Raw genomic sequence first — 19,176 nt, forward strand, 5'->3', positions numbered from 1 at the left:
GGCACCCGAGCCCCCAGCCAAGTGAGGCAGACACATGCGACTGAGAACTCCACGAGGACGCGCGAGGAAGGTGGCAGCGGGACTGACCGCAGCAGCCATGCTCGCGACGTCCCTGGTCGCCGGCACCGTCGCCGCGACCGCGACCCCCCTCCCCGCAGCCACCACGACCGCCGAGACCGGCGACAGCGCGATCAACGGCTACCGCAACGTCGCGTACTTCACCCAGTGGGGGGTGTACGGGCGCGACTTCAAGATGAAGGAGCTCCAGGACTCCGGCGCCGCCGCCGACCTGACGCACCTCAACTACGCGTTCGGCAACATCCACCACCAGACGCTCACGTGCTTCGAGGCCAACAAGGCGCAGGGCACGGGCCCCAACGGGTCCGACGGCGCGGGCGACGCCTGGGCCGACTACGGCATGGGCTACACCGCGGCCAACTCGGTCGCGGGCGTGGCCGACGCCTGGGACCAGCCGCTCGCCGGCTCGTTCAACCAGATCAAGCAGCTCAAGGCCAAGAACCCCCAGGTCAAGGCCATGCTGTCGATCGGTGGCTGGACCTGGTCCAAGAACTTCTCCAAGGCCGCCGCGACCGACGCGAGCCGCAAGAAGCTCGTGTCGTCCTGCATCGACCTGTACCTCAAGGGCAACCTGCCCGTCATCGACGGCCGCGGCGGCCCCGGCTCGGCGGCAGGCGTGTTCGACGGCTTCGACATTGACTGGGAGTGGCCCGGCTCGCCGAACGGTGAGGTCGGCAACATCGTCGACGTCGCCAACGACAAGGCGAACTTCAAGGCCCTCCTCAAGGAGTTCCGCACCCAGCTCGACGCCTACGGTGCGACGACGGGCAAGAAGTACCAGCTCAGCGCGTTCCTCCCGGCGAACCCCGACGACATCGCGTCCGGCGGCTGGAACGACCCCGAGAACTACCAGTACCTCGACTTCGGGAACATCCAGGGCTACGACCTGCACGGCGCCTGGAACAAGACCCTCACGGGCCACCAGGGCAACCTGTACGACGACCCCACCGACACGCGCCCCGCGAACCGCCGCTACAGCGTCGACAAGGCCGTCAAGGCCTACCTCGACGCCGGCGTCCCCGCGAAGCAGCTCACCATGGGCCTCGCGATGTACGGACGAGGCTGGAAGGGCGCGACGTCGTCGGCCCCCTGGGGCGTCGCGACCGACGCCGGACCCGGCACCTGGGAGGCCGGCAACGAGGACTACGACAAGCTGAAGAACCTCGGCACCGGGTACTACGACCCGGTAGCGGTGGCCTCGTGGCGTCACGACGGCAACCAGTGGTGGAGCTTCGACGACCCGAAGTCCGTCGCCGTGAAGGGCGACTACATCGCCGCCAAGAAGCTCGGCGGGGCCATGTGGTGGGACCTCACGGGCAACCAGGACGGCTCGCTCCTCAAGGGCCTCGCGACGAAGTTCCGCGCGGCACCGGCCGGGCCGGTGATCGGTGACCCGACGGGTGGCGGCGGGACGACAGGTGGCACCACGGGTGGCACGACCGGCGGGACCACTGGTGGGACGACCGGCGGGACCACCGGTGGCACGACCGGCGGGACGACCGGTGGGACCACTGGTGGGACGACCGGTGGGACCGGGACCGAGTGCGCTGCGGCGTGGACCGCGACCGGTACCTACAACGGCGGAGCGACGGTCTCCCACAACGGCAAGAACTACAAGGCCAAGTGGTGGACCCAGAACGAGACCCCCGGCACGGCCGGTGGCCCCTGGGAGCTCGTCGGTACCTGCGGCACCTCTGGTGGGACGACCGGTGGTACGACCGGTGGCACGACCGGTGGCACGACGGGTGGCACGACCGGTGGCACGACGGGTGGCACGACCGGCACCGGTACCTGCACCGCCCCCGCCTGGTCCGCCACGGCGGTCTACGTCGGTGGGGCTCAGGTCTCGCACAACGGTCAGAAGTACACCGCCAAGTGGTGGACGCAGAACAACGTCCCCGGGGCCGAGCAGTACGGCCCGTGGCAGGCGCTCGGCGCCTGCTGAGAGTCGAGCCGGGGGGCGGGATCCCCGCCCCGCCCCCCGGCTCCTTCCCCACGACCCCCGCCGAGGACCGACGCCGATCGAGGCTCCGTCACCGGTGGGTACCACGTAGCGGCTCGCCGCTGCCGAACCCGAGGTCCCGTCGACCGGCCCGAGGGCCGCCCAGGATCTCGGGTTCGGCGACCTTCCTCCTGAGATCCCCGATCTCCCCTGATCTCCGCCGGGCCCCGCCCTGCGGTCTTTCGGCGCTCCACGCACACCGCGCGTTGCGCTCCGCACAACGAAGGCAGATTCGATGCACGTGAAACTCACCGGGCACCGCGCCCGGGTCGGCGCGGCCCTCGCGACCACGACGGCGCTGTTCGCGACGATGCTCGTCGCGGCCACCACCTCGTCGGCCATGGCCGCCGACTGCGCCCCGGCCTGGTCGGCGACGGCGACCTACACCAACGGCGCGACCGTCTCGAAGGACGGCGTGAACTACTCGGCGAAGTGGTGGACCCAGAACAACGTCCCCGGCGCTGAGGCGTCCGGTCCCTGGGCCTCGCAGGGGGCGTGCGGGACCGGCGGGACCACTGGCGGCACGACCGGTGGCACGACGGGTGGCACGACCGGCGGGACCACGGGTGGCACGACCGGCGGGACCACGGGTGGCACGACGGGTGGCACGACCGGTGGCACCACGGGTACGACCGGTGGCACGACCGGTGGCACGACGGGTGGCACGACGGGTGGCACCACGAACCCGGAGACCCCTGTGACGGGCCACGAGGCCTGCCGTCCGGACGGCATGTACAAGACCCCGGGCGTGGACGTCCCCTACTGCGACGTCTACGACACCGCGGGCCGCGAGAAGCTCCCCAACGGGCTCGACCGCCGCGTGATCGGCTATTTCTCGAGCTGGCGCACGGGGGCCAACGGCCAGCCGCGCTACCTCGCGAGCGACATCCCCTGGAACAAGCTGTCGCACATCAACTACGCGTTCGCGCACGTGGGTCCCGACAACAAGATCTCCGTCAACGCACAGGCCGCGGGCAACGCGTCGACGGACATGACGTGGCCTGGGGTCGCCGGGGCCGAGATGGACCCGACCCTGTCCTACAAGGGGCACTTCAACCTGCTCGCCAAGTACAAGAAGGCGAACCCGGGCGTGAAGGTGATCCCCGCCGTCGGGGGCTGGGCCGAGACCGGTGGCTACTTCGACGCGAACGGCAACCGTGTCGCGTCGGGCGGTTTCTACACGATGACCGAGTCCCAGGCGAAGATCGACACGTTCGCCGACTCGACCGTCGCGTTCATCCGTCAGTACGGGTTCGACGGCATCGACATCGACTACGAGTACCCCACGTCCAACAAGGGGGCCGGGAACCCGGACGACTTCGCGTTCTCGGACGCCAAGCGTGACAAGCACTTCCAGGGGTACGTGAACCTCCTCAAGACGCTCCGCGAGAAGCTCGACAAGGCAGGGGCCGAGGACGGCGAGTACTACGTGCTGACGACCGCGACGCCGTCGTCCGGGTGGCTGCTGCGTGGCATGGAGGCCTTCCAGGTCGTCCAGTACCTCGACTACGTCAACCTCATGTCGTACGACCTGCACGGGGCGTGGAACGAGCACGTCGGCGGCAACTCGCCGCTGTTCGACGACGGCAAGGACCCCGAGCTCACGGCCGCGGGGGTGTACACCGCGTACAAGGGCATGGGCTACCTCAACGGTGACTGGGCCGCGCACTACTTCCGCGGTGCCATGCCCGCAGGCCGCGTGAACCTCGGCGTCGGCTTCTACACGCGCGGGTTCCAGGGCGTCCAGGGCGGCACCGACGGCATGGGCGGCAAGGCCGTCCCGCCCGCGGGCTTCACGTGCCCGGCAGGTACGAACGGCAAGTGCGGGTATGGCGCCGAGGGCGTCGACAACCTCTGGTTCGACTCCGACCCCATGGGCAACGCGGTCCCGGCCGGCGTCAACCCGATCTGGCACGCGCTGAACCTGCAGAAGGGGATCGCCGGCGACTACGCGGCGTCGTACAAGGTCCCGACGACCGTCTCGGGTTCGTACGTGCACCACTTCGACCCGGTCACCAAGAACGAGTGGTGGTGGAACGCGAGCAAGAAGGTCTTCCTGTCCGGTGACACGACGCAGGCGATCGGGGCGAAGACGGACTACGTGGCCGACACGGGCCTCGGCGGCGTCATGATCTGGGAGCTCGCGGGCGACTACGGCTACAACCAGACCAAGGGCCAGTACGAGATCGGCCAGACCATGGTCGACCTCATGCACTCGAAGCTCAGCACGACGACGGCCTACGGGGCCACCAAGGCCAACGCGGACCGCGTGATGCCGAAGCAGGCGATCGACATGAGCATCGACTACACGCAGTTCGCGCTCGGTGACAGCAACTACCCGATCAACCCGAAGGTCGTGTTCACCAACAGGTCGAAGACCGCCATCCCGGCGGGCGCGACCATCTCGTTCCAGTACGGCACCACGGACACGGGCGAGATGAGCGACTGGTCGGGCATGAAGACGACGACGACCAAGCAGGGCCACACGGGTCCGAACGTCGGCGGCCTCAAGGGCGACTTCCACACGGCCGAGTTCACGGTGCCCCTCGGCGGGATCCCCGCGGGCGGGAGCATCACGAACCAGCTCAAGTGGACCATGCCGATCGCGCAGTTCTCCAACGTGATCGTGACGATCGGCGGGACGTCCTACTCGACGACCTACGACCACCCGCGGGGCGTCACCGTCGTCGAGCCCACGGGTGGGACCGGCGGCACGACCGGAGGCACCACGGGGGGCACGACCGGCGGGACCACGGGCGGCACAGGCGTCTGCACCGCGACGGCCTGGTCCGCCACGGCGACCTACGCCGGCGGCGCCCAGGTCAGCCACGCAGGGCGCACGTGGACGGCGAAGTACTGGAACCAGGGGGACACGCCGGGTGCTCAGCAGTGGGGGGCCTGGACCGACGGAGGCGCGTGCTGACGTCTCGGGACCACTGACCTCCGTGGGGCGGGCGGGCGGGCGCCTCGGTCGGCCCGCCCGCCCCACGGACGTCGTCGGGTACGGGATTACCCGTACCTCCCCGGCAAGGATGTGGGATCCCCTCATCACCCTTTCCGGCAGCCATCAGTAGCGTGAAATCGTCCGAGGCCCCGGCGCGACCCTCCCCAGTGGGTCACGCCGGGGCCGACCTACATGAGTGAGGCAGTACCCGTGCACCAGCACCGAGTGATCCTTTCTTCGGCCGCAGCAGCGGCGACGTCCCCGCAGGCCCGACGGCGTGGCACCGCACGTGCGCGTCTGGTCCCGTTCGTCGGGGTCGTCCTGGGAGTGGGGCTCCTTGCCTCGGCGTGCTCCGGTGGTGGAGCGACGGACAAGGGCACCGCGAGCACCGACCCGTCCGGCTCCGGCCCGGCGGCCGCCGACACCCACGACGGGCACGAGGGGCAGCACACGAACACCGTGGACGTCGGCCCCCTGGCTCTCTTCGCGGCCGACTACTGGTCGGTCGTGCAGCCCTCCGAGGGGCTCACCCAGGTGCGCGCGGGCGGGTGCCCCGAGTCGGAGGCGTGCCCGACCTTCGACGTCCTGAACGGCGACCCGGTCGCCGACGTCGACACGACCCAGGCCTACGTCCCCGAGGGGTCCTTCTGCCCCGGGACCGGGAAGCTCACGGTGGGCGCGTCCACGGAGACGAGCAAGCTGGACGTCGAGATCGACGGGCAGCCCGCGACGCTCACGCGCTTCGAGCTGAGCTGCGTCGACGCCTCGGGTGCCGAGCAGATGACGGTCGAGCAGATGCAGTGGTTCGTGCCGGACTCGCCCAACGGGCCGACCCTCATCGCGGACCGCTGGGCGTTCGAGGGGCTCGAGCAGCGCCTGTACGCCGCGACGTGGGCGACCGCCTCGGCGTAGCGCTCCCGGTGCCGCGCGGCGCGACCGGCGCCTGAGCCCGCCGCACAGCAGGAAGGCCCCCGGCGAACATCACCGGGGGCCTTCCTGCTGTCACGGGGTGCGGTGCGTCAGGCGTCGCTCTTGCGTCCGCGACGCGCGACCAGCACGAGTCCGCCACCGACCAGCAGGAGCGCTGCGCCGATGCCGACGAACTTGCCGACCGTCGCGCCCGTCGCGGCGAGCCCGCTCTCCTCGGCGCCGGCGCTGTTGGAGACGGTCGTGACCTTGCCGTCGACCGTCGTCGTCCCCGGGGGCGTCGTCTTGCCCGGAGGGTTCGTGTTGCAGTTGGGGCTCGACGGCGGGTAGTCCACCGAGACCGTGGTCTCGGGGTTGACCTGGAAGAGGACGTTCACGGTCGGGCGGACCCAGCCGAAGGTGCCGCCCTCGACCCACTCGCCGTTCTCGAAGACCCAGCCCGGCCAGCCCGTGGGGTTGCCGGCGTCGTCCACCGTGGCTCCAGGCCACAGGACACGACCGGAGAGGGGCAGCCCGGCCTGGACGACGTTCGCGCCCGACGGGTTGAGCCACGTGATGGTCACGGTGTCGTTCGGGGTTCCTGTCACGTCGACGTCGTACTCGAGGTAGGGCACGTCGCCGTCGCACACGGGCTGGAGCACCGTGAGCTCGATCGTGGGAGGCGGCGTCGTCTCGACGTAGTCGCCCCCGGCCGGGGTCGGTTCGGGGGACTCGACGGAAGCGTTCGCCGCGGGGCCGACGAGAGCCGTCGCACCCACGAGCCCTGCGACGAGGAGCCCCCGCGCCCAGAGTGTGGTCCTTGAAGTGCTCATGGCGTCTTCACCAGTCTTGGTCGTGGCGGTCGATGAAAGGGAGGGTCGAAGCCTCGGCGTGCCTTCGTACCGTCACTGGACCCTGGACTTTTGAGGGTAGCGACTATCGGTCAGGAAGTGGACGGTTGTCCGGGTGAAAAGACATTCCTGGGAAATCGTTGTCTCGCCGTGATTTCCGGCGGTCATCCGCAGACAGGGACCTCGATCGTCGCGAGCCCCGGCTGGTCGACGGTCGGGGTCGACCAGAGATCGATCCACCGCGTGCCCGACGAACCGTCGCCGTCGGTGGTCGCGACCGTGAACGTCACGCTCGTGCTCTGCCCTGGGGCGAGCTCTCGCGGGAGCGTCGCGACGGCACGGCCCTGGTTCTCGACGACCTCGCTGCCTGCGAGCGTCCCGTCGGCGGTCACGTTCAGGATGCGCCCCCCTCGGGGCGGGTAGAGGAACAGGTCGGTGCGGATGCTCCCGGGCGGGGTCCCGGAGATCCCGCCACCGGTCACGTACCAGGGCAGGTCGGTCGCGGCGTCGGCGGGTGCCGTCGACGTGAGGTCGACCTGGAACGTGTCCGCGCGGCCCGACGCCGTGCACTCGCTCGACACGTGCTGCACGGCCGAGTCGAGGTAATAGCTCATCTTCCCCGCGGTCGCGTCGTTGAAAAAGACGCCGACGGTGTCCGCGGCTCGGTCGGACGACGAGATGTCGCCAGAGACCACGGTGTCGGCGAGCATCGACTGCTCGTCCTCGTGGCTCGACCACACGAGGGCGCGGTGCTCGCTCGTCGCGCGCTGGACCGCGCCGAGCAGGCTCTGCGGGTCCGTGTCGCCCGACAGCGCCGTGGTGAGGACCTGCGCGGCCACCGCGGCGAAGAACGCGTCCGTCTCGGGGCCGGGCTCGAGCTCCGCGTAGGCGTCGGAGAGGAGAACGTCGACCGCGTTGCCGGCGTCGATCGTGGCGCCCGCGACGTCGATCGGGCCGGTGGCCTCGAGCAGGTAGGAGAGCGCGACGGGGTCGAGGGTCAGGACACCGTCGACGGCCTGCCCCTTCGAGGCTTCCCACATCGCCGCGGCGAGGGGAGCCGCGGTGGGGAAGTCGGGCGTGTACACGGTGTCCTGGACGTAGACGGCCATGTTCGGTCCGAAGAGCTCCTCGTCGGCCGGGGCCAGGGGGCCGATGCCCTCCGGGAAGGGGCCCACGTCCTGCGTCGAGGCCTGGTCGAGCAGCGTGATGCGCCCCGCGTCGGTGCCGATCACGGCGAACGACCCGGGGATGCCGCCGGGGGAGCGGAGCTCGGCGCTGTTGAGCGCCATGACGAGGTAGGTCCGTGGCCCGTCCCCCCCGAGCATGGCGGGCAGGAGCGTCGTCGCGCGGTGGGCGGTCGCCACGAGCCCGTCGAGCGTCCAGACCTTGTCCTGGAGGTCGGAGACCGGACCGGCGAGCACGTCCTGCAGCGCGGACACGTCGATGTCGCCGACGCGACCGACGACGGTCGACATGGTGTCGGCGGCCTCGGCGACCGCCGGCGCGGCGGCGGTGAGGGGGGCGAGGTCGACCGTCCCGCCCTGGACCTGGATCCCGCCCTCCGAGACGAGCGCCGCGGCGCCGGTGAGGGGAGGCAGGACGTCCTGCGTGATCTCGTCGACCGCCCAGGCCGCGGTCGAGAACGCGCTCACGTCGGCACCGACGAACGGCAGACGAGCAGCCACCCACCACAGGGGGCCGTCGGTGTGGCTGCGGGCGTCGGCCGTGAGGGGCTGGACCTCGGCCAGCGCGGCCTCGGCGGCGGCGCCGTCGCCGGCGCGGAGCGCCTCCTCGACCGCGGGCAGTCGGTCGATCGCGTCGGTCAGGGACGAGCGCGCGGCGAGCGCGTCGCGCACCAGGAGGCCCGCGCACACCAGCAACCCGACCAGGACCAGGAAGATCGTGAGGACGATCCAGCCTGCACGACGCCCCGCGCGACGCGGACGGCGAGAGGTCGGTGGCGTCGTCGGGCCTGCGTCGTCGGTGGCGCTCATGGCATCAGGGTAGAGGCATGATCGGAGCAGCACGCGCGGGCGCGGGCCGCATGGCCCGACGGTGGTCCGCGGCGCTCTTGCAAGGATCGACGGTGCCACGACACAGGGAGGTTGACGATGCCGGCAATCCCACCTGGAGCCTCAGTGACGCCCCCGACCCGCGACGACGCCTGGTTCGAGGCGCTCTTCACCGCGCACACGACTGCCGTCTACCGCTACTTCCGGCGCAGGCTCCCCGCAGGTGCGGGAGGAGCCGCCCCGGACACCGAGGACCTCACCGCGGAGGTCTTCGCGACGGCCTGGCGGCGCCGGGAGGACGTCCCCGAAGGGGCCGAGCTGCCCTGGCTCTACCGCACGGCAGGCTTCGTCCTCGCCAACCACCGACGCAAGATGCGTCCCGTCCTCGTGGCCGACGTGCCCGAGGAGGCCGACGACGTCGACCCGCAGTCCCTCGCGCTGTCCGACGACCACGTGCGCCGCGTGCTCGGCGTGCTCGCCCCGCGCGACCGGCGCATCCTGCTCCTCAACGCCTGGGACGGCCTCACGGGCGACCAGCTCGCGCAGGTGCTGGGCGTGAGCCGCGGCGGCGCGGACGCCGCCCTGTCCCGAGCGCGCTCCCGCCTGCGGGACGCCTGGGCCGCGCAGGCGCGCGCCGGCGACACGGGCGAGCTGCCCGTCGCCCAGGTCCGCGCCCGCGCCGCCGCACAGCCCGCGCAGTCCTCGCGGCCCGTGCAAGAGTCCGAGCGGTGACGACACAGACGGGGTAGAGGATCCGGGCCCCCGGATCGACGAGCTGGAGGCTCCCGATGAGCACCGACGACCAGGCCCCTGGATCTGCCCCCGGAACCGGACCCGGAACCGGACCCGACGCCGGTCGGACCCCGGACGAGGCGTACGAGCGCGTCCGCGACGCCGACCCGGCCGCGACCGTGACCCCCGACCTCGCGGCCATCGCCGCGAAGGACGCGACCGTGCGGGCGCACCTGGGGGAGTCCTACGGTCCCGCACCCACCACCGGTCCGGGGGAGCCGGACGCCACGGCCGGTGCGACGCCGTCGGGCGGGGCGACCGACGCGCCCGACGAGCTCGCCGTGCACCGCGAGAAGAAGCGGCGCCGTGTGCCGCTCGTCGGGGCGGCGGCCGCGGCCGTCGCGGGCGTTCTCGCGTTCGGTGTCGGGGGGTACGCGCTCGGGAGCGCGGGGAGCTCGGGGGGTGGGGCATCGGTCGCGACCGCGGACGCGCCCATCGCCCTCCAGGACCTCGCGGCGGGCAGTCGGGGGGCCGCGCCCGAGGGGGCGGCCATGGGCGCCGCCGACGCGAAGATGTCGAGCATGCCTGGCTTCGGGGGGCGGACCGTGTTCACGTCCGCAGGGCTCGGGACCGAGGGCACGTCGGCTCCCGCGTGGGCGTTCGACGCCGCAGGCACCTTCTCGGCCGAGACCGCCGAGAAGGTGGCCTCGGCGCTGGGCGTCGCAGGCGAGCCCCGGCAGGAGTACGGGGCGTGGACGGTCGGGCCGAACGACGGGCAGGGGCCCACCGTGAGCGTCCAGCCGGACGGTACGACGAGCGTCTCGTTCAACGACCCGAGCAAGGACCCGTGGGCATGTGCCGTCGTCGCGACCCCCGGGAGCGGCACGGCGACCACCGAGGAGATGGAGATCGACCCGCAGGCGGGGTGCGGCGAGTCCGACCTCGGCCCGGCACCCGCGCCCGTCGCCGCGATCTCGACGAGCAAGGACGTGCTCGGCTCGCTCGGCCTCGACCCGGCCGCCTTCGAGTACACGACCGAGTCGTACGACGGCGCGGGGAAGGTGCTCGCCGTGAGCGCAGCCCAGGTGGTCGAGGGACAACGGACCGGCATCGTGTGGAGCATGACCTACTCGGGCGCGGGACTGTCGTCGCTCTACGGTTCGCTCGCCCCGACCGTCTCGATGGGCGACTACGCCGTGGTGAGCCCCACGGCGGCCGTCGAGCGTCTGGGCGACCCGCGGTTCGGGAGCCCGGGGATGATCGCCTATGCGCGCGGCGGGGACGCGTCGGTGCTGCTGGACGGGGCCACGACGGACGTCGCGCCGGTCGAGCCCGAGGTGCCGGGCGTCCCACCGACCGCCGACGCGGGCGCTGCCTTCTCCTGGCCCGTGGAGGAGGTGACCATCACGTCGGCACGGCTCGGCTGGGCCGTGCACTACCAGGCAGACGGCGGAGCGGTGCTGGTCCCGTCGTACGAGCTGAGCGACGCGGAGGGCAGCACGTGGTCGGTCATCGCGGTGGCCGACGACGAGCTGGACTTCTCGTCGGCCGGCTGACGGGCCGGCACACCTCGCCGGGCGACGCCCCCGCCCGCCGAGGGTGACGCCGTCCTCGTCGAGGGTGACGCGCAAGGGCGCCGAGGGTGACGCGCCGGGGGGTGCCGAGGGTGACGCGAGAGCGTTGCCCTCGGCACCTTTCTTTTGTCGTCGAATCTGAGAGTCGGCGCAACAGCCATCCGGCTTTTGATTGACCATCGACAAAAGGGGGGTTAGGGTCGCTGCACGGCCACCAGCCCGGCAGGACTGGGCACGCCTCGCTCGCGCGAGCGTGCCCGCCACGGGACGGAGCCCGTCGAGGGCGACGAGGCCCTCGACTCCGCACTTCGGTCCTGTCAGCGGGGACCGACGGGACCAGGAGCGACGATGCACCTTTCACCCCACCAGCCCACCTGGGACCACGGCCGCACCGGCATCTGGTTCGTCGGGGCACGAGGATCCGTCGCGACGACCGCCACGCTCGGCCTGGCCGCGATCGCCTCGGGGCTCAGCGCCCCCACCGGCTGCGTCACCGCGCAGTCGCCGCTCGACACGGTCGCCCTCCCGGCGTTCACCGACCTCGTCGTCGGCGGCCACGACATCAGCGACACCCCGCTCGGCAAGCGCGCCGAGATGCTCGTCGAGGCGGGCATGATCCCGTACCGCCTCCTCGAGGCCGTGCGCCCCCAGCTCGACGCGGCCGACGCAGAGATCAGGCCCGGATACGACCCCGCCCACCGCACGGGCTCCCAGGCGGCGAGCGCCGAGCGCCTCGCCGCGGACATCCGGTCCTTCCGCGAGCGCCACGGCCTGGCTCGCGTCGTCGTGGTCGACCTCGCCTCGACCGAGCCCCTGCCGGACCCGGCTGCCGAGCTCGACGACCTGGACCTGCTGCGCGCCGCGATCGAGGACCCGGAGCGCGAGGTTCTGCCCGCGAGCTCGGTCACCGCGTACGCGGCGCTCCTCGCGGGGGCGCCGTACGCGGGCTTCACGCCGTCGGCGAGCATGAACCTGCCCGCGCTGCACGCCCTCGCGGTCGAGCGTGGTGTGCCGTTCGCGGGACAGGACGGCAAGACCGGTCAGACGTGGCTCCGGTCCGTCCTGGCCCCGGCGCTCGCGGCCCGCGGGCTGCGCGTGCTGTCCTGGGCCGGGTCGAACCTTCTCGGTGGCGGCGACGGCGCGACGCTCGCGGACCCGCACGCGGTCCAGAGCAAGCTCGTCTCGAAGAACCGTGGGCTGCAGGACCTCACGGGGACGAAGGTGACTCCGCTGCACATCGACAACGTCCCCGACCTGGGCGACATCAAGGTCGCGTGGGACCACATCCACGTCGAGGGCTTCCTGGGCTCGCGCCTGACGCTCCAGACGACGTGGAGCGCGTACGACTCGATGCTCGCCGCCCCGCTCGTGCTGGACCTGGCGCGCCTGCTGGCGCTCGCGGACGCGGCGGGCCTGTCCGGGCCGGTGCCGGAGATAGGCTTCTTCTTCAAGGACCCGTGGGGTTCGGACGTGCACTCGTTCGCGGAGCAGACGCGCGAGCTGGGAGTGTGGGCGCACCGGACGAGCGCGCAGGCGGACCAGGCACGCGCGGAGGTCGGCGAGCCGTGACGCTGCGCGACTACCTCGACCTGGTCCGGGCCCCGGCGGTCCTGTCGGTCCTGGGGGACACCCTCGCCGGCGCGGCGGCGGGCGGTCGGCTCGGCCCCGCACGCCCCGCGGCCGGGGCCGGGACCGACGTGAGGCCGTGGCGCCTCGCGCTCCTGCCGTTGTCGTCCGCGTGCCTGTATGCGGGCGGGATGGCTCTCAACGACTACGCAGACCGCGAGCTCGACGCGGTCGAGCGCCCGGAGCGCCCGCTGCCCTCGGGCCGGGTCTCGCCCGCGCAGGCCCTCGGGGTCGCGTCGGGGCTCACGGTCGTGGGGCTCGCGCTCGCGGGGGTCGGAGGTGGTCGGCGTTCGTTCGCGCTCGCGGTCCCGCTCGCTGCGAGCGTGTGGACGTACGACCTGGTCGCGAAGAACCACGCGACCGGTCCCGCCGTCATGGCGGCCTGCCGGGGCCTGGACGTGCTCATGGGTGCGGGTCTGGGTCGCGTGCGCGCTGCGCTCCCGGCGGCGGCGGCCCTCACGGTGCACACGGCCGGGGTCACGGTCCTCTCGCGCGGCGAGGTCCACGGCACGACGCAGCCCGTCGCCGCCGCGGTGGCCGCGGGCACGGTGGGCGTCGCGGGCGCGGTCACGGTGGGTGCGCTGCGCTCGCTGCGCACGCGCCCGACGGCGGCGCTCGCCTCTGCGCCGTCGGCGGTCCGGTCGTCGGGCGGGCAGGTGGACACGCTCGGCCGGGCACGCGCCGTCGTCTCGGCGGCGGCCGCACTCGTCTCGGCGGGGGTCTACGTGGCCTCGTGCCTGCCGCACCAGGCCGCTGCGGTGGGCTCTCCGGACGCCAAGAACGCCTTCGCGGCGACCAAGGCCGGCATCCGGTCGATGGTCCCGCTCCAGGCGGCGCTCGCGGCGCGGGGTGGGAGCCTGGGCTCGGTCGCGGTCCTCGCGGGGGTCGAGCTCGCGGGGCGCGCCCTGCGAGCCCGGGGGCGGCGCAGCGTGAGCCCGAACCCGGGCCTGAGCGAGTCATGAGCGAGACCTCGGTGCCGCCCCCCGTCCCTCGCATGCCGTACACCCTCGGCTACGGCACCAACGGCTTCACCGACCACCCGCTCGACGTGACGCTCGACGTCCTCGCGCACGAGGGGTACGGCGCGGTGGCCCTGACGCTCGGGCACCCGCACCTGGACCCGTTCGCGGACGACGCGGACGCGCAGGTCGCCCGCCTGCGCGGTCGTCTCGACGACCTGGGGATGCGCGTGGTCGTCGAGACGGGCACGCGCTTCCTGCTCGACCCGTTCCGTAAGCACCACCCGACGTTCCTCGACCCCGACGCGGACCTCGCGGACCTCCGGGTCCGCTTCCTGTGCCGCGCGGTCGAGGTCGCGGCGGGCCTGCGCGCGGAGTGCGTGTCCTTCTTCTCGGGCGTTCTGCCCGCGGGCACGACGGCGGAGCATGGGTGGGAGCGTCTGCTCGCCCGGGTGCCGCGCGTCGTGGCCCACGCCCGCGACCACGGGGTCCGGCTCGCGCTCGAGCCCGAGCCCGGGATGCTCGTCGAGACCGTCGCCGACGCGTTGCGGCTGCGCGAGGACGTCGGCGCTCCCGACGAGCTGGGCGTGACGGTCGACCTGGGGCACTGCGTCGTCGTCGAGCCCGACGGGGTGCGCGGCGCGCTGCTCGCCGCGGCCCCTCACCTGCTGAACGTGCAGGTCGACGACATGCGCCCCGCCGCGCACGAGCACCTGCCCTTCGGGGACGGCGAGCTCGACCTGGCGCTCGCCCTGGGCACGCTCGGCGAGATCGGCTACACGGGGGTCGCGGCCGTCGAGCTGCCCCGTCACTCGTACGACGCCCCCGGGCTCGCGCACCGCAGCATGGCCGCGATGACGGGTGCCTGGGCCGCCTGGCACCAGACCACCACAGGTTCCGCATCCACACCCCAGGAGGCACTCCGATGACCACCCCCGACCTCACCGACGCGCCGGGCCGCCCGACCACCGCAGGCGATCCAGGTGCCCTCGCGGGCCTCCTCACCGACGAGCAGGCCGCCTGGCTGGCCACGGCGTGCGGCGACGTCGCCGCAGACCCGGGCTCCGCCGTCGGGCACCTGGCACGCGCCGGACGCGCCGTGGGACGCACGTCCCTCGACCCCGACCTGGACCCCGCCGGGGTCCTGCACGGGACGCTCGACGACGCCGCGCGCGCCCGCCTCGTCGTGGCGCTCGCGGGCGCCCTGCCGCCCGACGGCGAGTCCCTCGCGACGCGCCTGACCGAGACCTACCAGCGCGGGGACACGCCCGAGCGGCGGGGCGTGCTGCGCGGGCTCGACGCGCTGACCCTCGCCGGGAAGCCCAGTGACACCCTGCCGCCTGCCGTAGTCCGTGCCGGGACGACGCTCGCGGCCGACGCGCTGCGCGCCAACGACCAGAGCCTCGTGGCGGCGGCCGTCGGACCGTTCGCGGCCGCGCACCTCGACGACCACGCGTGGCGCCACGCGGTGCTCAAGCTCGTGTTCATGGGCGTGAGCCTCGACGCGGTCGCCGGGCTCGACGACCGCGCCGACGACGAGCTCGCGCGCATGGCCCGCGACTTCGCGGCCGAGCGCCGGGCCGCGGGGCGCGTCGTGCCCGACGACGTCGCGCGCATCGCGCCCGGGGCGCCCGACAGGACCGGCGCCCCCACCCTGCCCACCGTGCCCACGATCTCTCTCGCGAACCACAGCAAGGACGCCTGATGCGCATCTTCGACCCCCACATCCACATGACCTCGCGCACGACCGACGACTACGAGGCCATGTACGCCGCGGGCGTCCGCGCGCTCGTCGAGCCGGCGTTCTGGCTCGGACAGCCCCGCACGACCGTCGGGTCGTTCCTCGACTACTTCGACGCGCTGCTGGGATGGGAGCGGTTCCGGGCCACGCAGTTCGGGATCCGCCACCACGCGACGATCGCCCTCAACCCCAAGGAGGCGAACGACCCGCGCTGCACCCCGGTGCTCGACGAGATCCCCCGCTACCTCGCCAAGGACGGCGTGGTCGCGGTCGGCGAGGTCGGCTACGACTCCATGACGCCCGCCGAGGACGAGGCGTTCACGCGCCAGCTCGCGATGGCGGTCGACGCGGAGCTGCCCGTCATGGTCCACACCCCGCACCGCGACAAGCTCGTCGGGACCCGGCGCACGCTCGACGTCGTCCGCGAGTCGGGGATCGCCCCCGGGATGGTCGTGGTCGACCACCTCAACGAGACCAACGTCGCGCTCGTCAAGGACGCCGGGGCGTGGATGGGCTTCTCGGTCTACCCCGACACCAAGATGGACGAGCACCGCATGGTCGCGATCATGCTCGAGCACGGCACCGAGCGCGTGCTCGTCAACTCGGCCGCGGACTGGGGACGCTCCGACCCGCTCAAGACGCTCAAGACCGGGCGGGCGATGCTCGCGGCCGGGTTCAGCGACGACGAGGTCGACAAGGTCCTGTGGCGCAACCCCGTGGCGTTCTACGGGCAGTCGGGGAACCTGCTGCTCGACCCCGTGCCCGGTTTCGTCGAGGGCGAGGCCCCCGCTGCGTCCGCGAGCTACGAGGGCAGCTCGGTGCTGCGCGGGGCCCGGGTCTGATGCAGCTCTCGTACTGCACCAACGTCCACCCCGCCGAGGACCTCGACGGCGTGGTGGACCAGCTCGCCCGGTACGCCGGGCCCGTGCGCGAGGCGGCCGGGCTCGACGTGCTCGGGGTCGGGCTGTGGCTGCCGGCCTCGCTCGCTCACCGGCTCTCGGCGTCCCCGCGCGCGGCCGAGGACATGGCCCGGCTGCGGGCCGCGCTCGACGAGCACGGCCTCCAGGTGCACACGCTCAACGCGTTCCCCTACGGCGGGTTCCACGACGACGTCGTCAAGCTCGCCGTCTACTCGCCCACGTGGGCCGACGCCGAGCGCCTCGCCTACACGCTCGAGTGCGCCGAGGTCCTCGCGGCTCTCCTGCCCGACGGCGTGGACGGGTCGATCTCGACGCTCCCGCTGGCTTGGCGCGAGCCGGACGGGGTCGCGTGGTCGCCCGCCCAGGACGCCGCGGCGACGCGCGCGTTCGAGGACCTCTCCGCGGGACTGCGGGACCTTGCCGCCCGCACGGGCAAGGTCGTGCGCGTCGCGGTCGAGCCCGAGCCCGGGTGCGTGCTCGACACCGTCGAGGACGTCGTGACCTGGCTCGAGGCGCGGCTCGCGCCCGGCCCGGTCGGTCGGGCTCATGAGCAGGTGAGCAGCGGCATCGACCCCGCGTTCGTGGGCGTCTGCCTCGACACGTGCCACCTCGCGGTCTCGTTCGCCGACCCGGCCGCCGCCGTCGAGCGCATCACGGGGGCCGGCCTGCGCGTGGTCAAGGTGCAGGCCTCGGCCGCGCTGCACCTCGCCGAGCCGTCCGCGCCGGGGGCGCGCGACGCCGTCGGGCAGTTCGTCGAGAAGCGCTACATCCACCAGGTGCGCGAGCTCGCCCCGGGCGGCGACGTACTGCCTGCCGACGACCTGCCCGACGCCCTGGGTGCCGGTGCGGCGCCCGGTCTGCCGGGGGAGGGACCGTGGCGCGTGCACTTCCACGTGCCCCTGCACCACGAGCCCGCCCCGCCCCTGGCGGCGACGACCGACGTGCTGCGCGACGCCGTCGCGGCCGTGCGTGCCGCGCCGCACGGCGACGAGGCCCACCTCGACGTCGAGACCTACACGTGGGCCGTCCTGCCGCCCGGCTCGCCTGCGTTCCCGGCCCCGGCACCGTCACCGTCGGTGGAGGACGCGTCACCCTCGGCGGACCGGCCGCTCGTCGCCGGGATCGCCGCCGAGCTGCGGTGGGCCACCGAGCACCTGCTCGGGCCCGCGCTCTCCACCACCACCCCTCAGACCTCAGGAGTCCTCGCATGAAGCCCGTGCTGCTGCTCGACGTCGTCGGGCTCACCGAGAAGGCCCTCGCCCACATGCCGCGCCTGCGGCAGCTCGCCGCGGGCGGCTGGCAGACCCAGCTCGCGACCGTGCTGCCCGCCGTCACGTGCACCGTCCAGGCGACCATGATGACCGGGCTCGCCCCCGCCCAGCACGGCGCCGTGGGCAACGGCTGGTACTTCCGCGAGCTCGGGGAGGTGTTCCTCTGGCGCCAGCACAACAAGCTCGTCTCGGGCGAGAAGATCTGGGAGGCCGCCCGGCGCGCGAACCCCGACCACCGCACCGCGAACGTCTGCTGGTGGTACGCCATGGGCGCCACGACCGACGTGACCGTCACGCCCCGCCCGATCTACCACGCCGACGGGCGCAAGTCGCCCGACGCGTACATCCGCCCGCCCGCGCTGCACGACGAGCTCACCGGGCGGTTCGGCGAGTTCCCCCTGTTCACCTACTGGGGTCCGACGGCCGCGATCGCGTCCTCCGCCTGGATCGTCGAGGCGACCCGGCACGTCCTGCGCACCCACTCGCCCGAGCTCACCATGGCCTACGTGCCGCACCTCGACTACGACCTCCAGCGTTTCGGCCCCGACGCCCCCGAGGCCGACGCCGCCGCGGCCGAGCTCGACGCCGTCCTCACCCCGCTGCTCGACGACGCGGCCAACAACGGCGTCGCGGTCGTCGTGGTCTCCGAGTACGGCATCGCCGAGGCGAACCGGCCCGTGCACCTCAACCGCATCCTGCGCCGCGAGGGCCTGCTCGAGGTCTACGTGCAGGACGGCAAGGAGCAGCTCGACCCGTGGACGTCCAAGGCGTTCGCGGTCGCCGACCACCAGGTCGCTCACGTGTACGTCGACGACCCGTCCCGCCTCGCGCGCGTGCAGGACCTGCTGCGCAGCGTGCCCGGCGTCGACGAGGTCCTCGACCGCGAGGCGCAGGCCCGCTACGGGCTCGACCACAAGCGCTCGGGCGACCTCGTCGTGGTCGCCGAGCCCGGTGCCTGGTTCACCTACTACTACTGGCTCGACGACGCCCGCGCCCCCGAGTACGCGCGCGGCGTCGACATCCACCGCAAGCCCGGCTACGACCCCGCCGAGCTGTTCTTCGACCCCGCCGACCCGCTCGCCAAGGCCAAGGCCGGCATGAACCTCGTCAAGAAGAAGCTCGGTCTCCGCTACGCCATGAGCACCGTCCCGCTCGACGCGTCCTACGTGCGCGGCACGCACGGACGGCTGCCCGACTCCGCGGCCGACACACCCCTGATCCTGTGCTCGGAGGCCGAGATCCCGGCGTCGGTCGCCGCGCTCGTCGAGCGCGGGGGACAGGTGCCCGCTGCGGCGATCAAGGGCCTCGTGCTCGAGATGCAGAACCTCGGCGTGAAGGTCTGAGGACGCGGACCACGGACTTGTCAGAACGAGCGTGAACATGGGGCCACGCTCGTTCTGACACGGTTCCCCCGGTGCCCCTCGGGCATCCGGGGAAGCCAGAAGGGGGCGCCCCCGGGGGGGGGCCCCGGGGCGGGCCGGTCACCCGGTGGGGGCGCGGGCCCGGGGCGGGCGGGGGGGGGCCCCGCCCCCCCCCCCCCCGGACGAGGGCCGGCGGGGC

Annotated in this window: 14 protein-coding genes; 12 read left to right on the top strand and 2 right to left on the bottom strand. The window is 73.0% G+C overall.

Annotation, left to right across the window (positions count from 1 at the left end; genetic code table 11):
- Nucleotides 1–70: 70 nt before the first annotated feature.
- From WFH32_RS18150 to WFH32_RS18160, 3 genes are all read left to right on the top strand, one after another.
- Nucleotides 71–2,023 (top strand): glycosyl hydrolase family 18 protein, encoded by a 1,953-nt coding sequence (locus tag WFH32_RS18150; RefSeq protein ID WP_336708698.1) that lies wholly within the window; start codon nucleotides 71–73, stop codon nucleotides 2,021–2,023.
- Between the two features lie 292 nt (nucleotides 2,024–2,315).
- Nucleotides 2,316–5,003, top strand: a complete 2,688-nt coding sequence (locus WFH32_RS18155) for a glycosyl hydrolase family 18 protein (RefSeq protein WP_336708700.1) — start codon at nucleotides 2,316–2,318, stop codon at nucleotides 5,001–5,003.
- 231 nt (nucleotides 5,004–5,234) lie between these two features.
- A complete protein-coding gene (locus WFH32_RS18160) occupies nucleotides 5,235–5,936 on the top strand; it encodes a hypothetical protein (RefSeq protein ID WP_336708701.1) in 702 nt (233 codons plus the stop codon).
- A gap of 107 nt (nucleotides 5,937–6,043) precedes the next feature.
- Here WFH32_RS18160 and WFH32_RS18165 read toward each other — a convergent pair whose 3' ends face one another.
- Together WFH32_RS18165 and WFH32_RS18170 are read right to left on the bottom strand one after the other, a co-directional pair.
- Nucleotides 6,044–6,763: a peptidase gene (locus WFH32_RS18165; protein WP_336708703.1), complete on the bottom strand. Its 720-nt coding sequence runs from the start codon at nucleotides 6,761–6,763 to the stop codon at nucleotides 6,044–6,046.
- 182 nt (nucleotides 6,764–6,945) lie between these two features.
- Complete coding sequence (locus WFH32_RS18170) at nucleotides 6,946–8,775, bottom strand: DUF4012 domain-containing protein (RefSeq protein WP_191798288.1); 1,830 nt, start codon at nucleotides 8,773–8,775, stop codon at nucleotides 6,946–6,948.
- A gap of 144 nt (nucleotides 8,776–8,919) precedes the next feature.
- Here WFH32_RS18170 and WFH32_RS18175 point away from each other — a divergent pair, with 144 nt between their 5' ends.
- The 9 genes from WFH32_RS18175 to WFH32_RS18215 all read left to right on the top strand — a co-directional run bounded on the left by WFH32_RS18175 (nucleotide 8,920) and on the right by WFH32_RS18215 (nucleotide 18,959).
- Nucleotides 8,920–9,525: an RNA polymerase sigma factor gene (locus tag WFH32_RS18175; RefSeq protein WP_318244277.1), complete on the top strand. Its 606-nt coding sequence runs from the start codon at nucleotides 8,920–8,922 to the stop codon at nucleotides 9,523–9,525.
- Nucleotides 9,526–9,581: 56 nt separating this feature from the next.
- Complete coding sequence (locus WFH32_RS18180) at nucleotides 9,582–11,081, top strand: hypothetical protein (protein ID WP_336708705.1); 1,500 nt, start codon at nucleotides 9,582–9,584, stop codon at nucleotides 11,079–11,081.
- Between the two features lie 366 nt (nucleotides 11,082–11,447).
- Nucleotides 11,448–12,668 carry an inositol-3-phosphate synthase gene (locus WFH32_RS18185; RefSeq protein ID WP_336708706.1) on the top strand — a complete coding sequence of 407 codons (1,221 nt, stop codon included), beginning with the start codon at nucleotides 11,448–11,450 and terminating at the stop codon, nucleotides 12,666–12,668.
- Nucleotides 12,665–13,687, top strand: a complete 1,023-nt coding sequence (locus WFH32_RS18190) for an SCO3242 family prenyltransferase (protein ID WP_318244276.1) — start codon at nucleotides 12,665–12,667, stop codon at nucleotides 13,685–13,687. The genes WFH32_RS18185 and WFH32_RS18190 overlap by 4 nt, the downstream gene beginning before the upstream one ends.
- Nucleotides 13,688–13,719: 32 nt before the next feature.
- Nucleotides 13,720–14,613 (top strand): sugar phosphate isomerase/epimerase family protein, encoded by an 894-nt coding sequence (locus WFH32_RS18195; protein ID WP_336708708.1) that lies wholly within the window; start codon nucleotides 13,720–13,722, stop codon nucleotides 14,611–14,613.
- Nucleotides 14,610–15,389 carry an EboA domain-containing protein gene (locus tag WFH32_RS18200; protein WP_191798280.1) on the top strand — a complete coding sequence of 260 codons (780 nt, stop codon included), beginning with the start codon at nucleotides 14,610–14,612 and terminating at the stop codon, nucleotides 15,387–15,389. Before WFH32_RS18195 ends, WFH32_RS18200 begins: the two co-directional genes overlap by 4 nt.
- Complete coding sequence (locus tag WFH32_RS18205) at nucleotides 15,389–16,267, top strand: TatD family hydrolase (RefSeq protein ID WP_191798279.1); 879 nt, start codon at nucleotides 15,389–15,391, stop codon at nucleotides 16,265–16,267. The genes WFH32_RS18200 and WFH32_RS18205 overlap by 1 nt, the downstream gene beginning before the upstream one ends.
- The gene (gene eboE, locus WFH32_RS18210) at nucleotides 16,267–17,556 is read left to right on the top strand and encodes a metabolite traffic protein EboE (RefSeq protein WP_336708709.1); all 1,290 of its coding nucleotides are present in this window, start codon (nucleotides 16,267–16,269) and stop codon (nucleotides 17,554–17,556) included. The genes WFH32_RS18205 and eboE overlap by 1 nt, the downstream gene beginning before the upstream one ends.
- Complete coding sequence (locus tag WFH32_RS18215) at nucleotides 17,553–18,959, top strand: alkaline phosphatase family protein (RefSeq protein ID WP_191798275.1); 1,407 nt, start codon at nucleotides 17,553–17,555, stop codon at nucleotides 18,957–18,959. Before eboE ends, WFH32_RS18215 begins: the two co-directional genes overlap by 4 nt.
- Nucleotides 18,960–19,176: the final 217 nt, after the last annotated feature.

This window comes from Oerskovia sp. USHLN155, assembly GCF_037145535.1.
GTDB classification, from domain to species: domain Bacteria; phylum Actinomycetota; class Actinomycetes; order Actinomycetales; family Cellulomonadaceae; genus Oerskovia; species Oerskovia rustica.

What these genes read in the sequence shown, in the direction of transcription:
- WFH32_RS18170 (WP_191798288.1), bottom strand. Translation starts at nt 8,775, where the DNA reads ATGAGCGCCACCGACGACGCAGGCCCGACGACGCCACCGACCTCTCGC.
- WFH32_RS18200 (WP_191798280.1), top strand. Translation starts at nt 14,610, where the DNA reads ATGACCACCCCCGACCTCACCGACGCGCCGGGCCGCCCGACCACCGCA.
- WFH32_RS18205 (WP_191798279.1), top strand. Translation starts at nt 15,389, where the DNA reads ATGCGCATCTTCGACCCCCACATCCACATGACCTCGCGCACGACCGAC.
- WFH32_RS18195 (WP_336708708.1), top strand. Translation starts at nt 13,720, where the DNA reads ATGCCGTACACCCTCGGCTACGGCACCAACGGCTTCACCGACCACCCG.
- eboE (WP_336708709.1), top strand. Translation starts at nt 16,267, where the DNA reads ATGCAGCTCTCGTACTGCACCAACGTCCACCCCGCCGAGGACCTCGAC.
- WFH32_RS18185 (WP_336708706.1), top strand. Translation starts at nt 11,448, where the DNA reads ATGCACCTTTCACCCCACCAGCCCACCTGGGACCACGGCCGCACCGGC.
- WFH32_RS18155 (WP_336708700.1), top strand. Translation starts at nt 2,316, where the DNA reads ATGCACGTGAAACTCACCGGGCACCGCGCCCGGGTCGGCGCGGCCCTC.
- WFH32_RS18165 (WP_336708703.1), bottom strand. Translation starts at nt 6,763, where the DNA reads ATGAGCACTTCAAGGACCACACTCTGGGCGCGGGGGCTCCTCGTCGCA.
- WFH32_RS18180 (WP_336708705.1), top strand. Translation starts at nt 9,582, where the DNA reads ATGAGCACCGACGACCAGGCCCCTGGATCTGCCCCCGGAACCGGACCC.
- WFH32_RS18215 (WP_191798275.1), top strand. Translation starts at nt 17,553, where the DNA reads ATGAAGCCCGTGCTGCTGCTCGACGTCGTCGGGCTCACCGAGAAGGCC.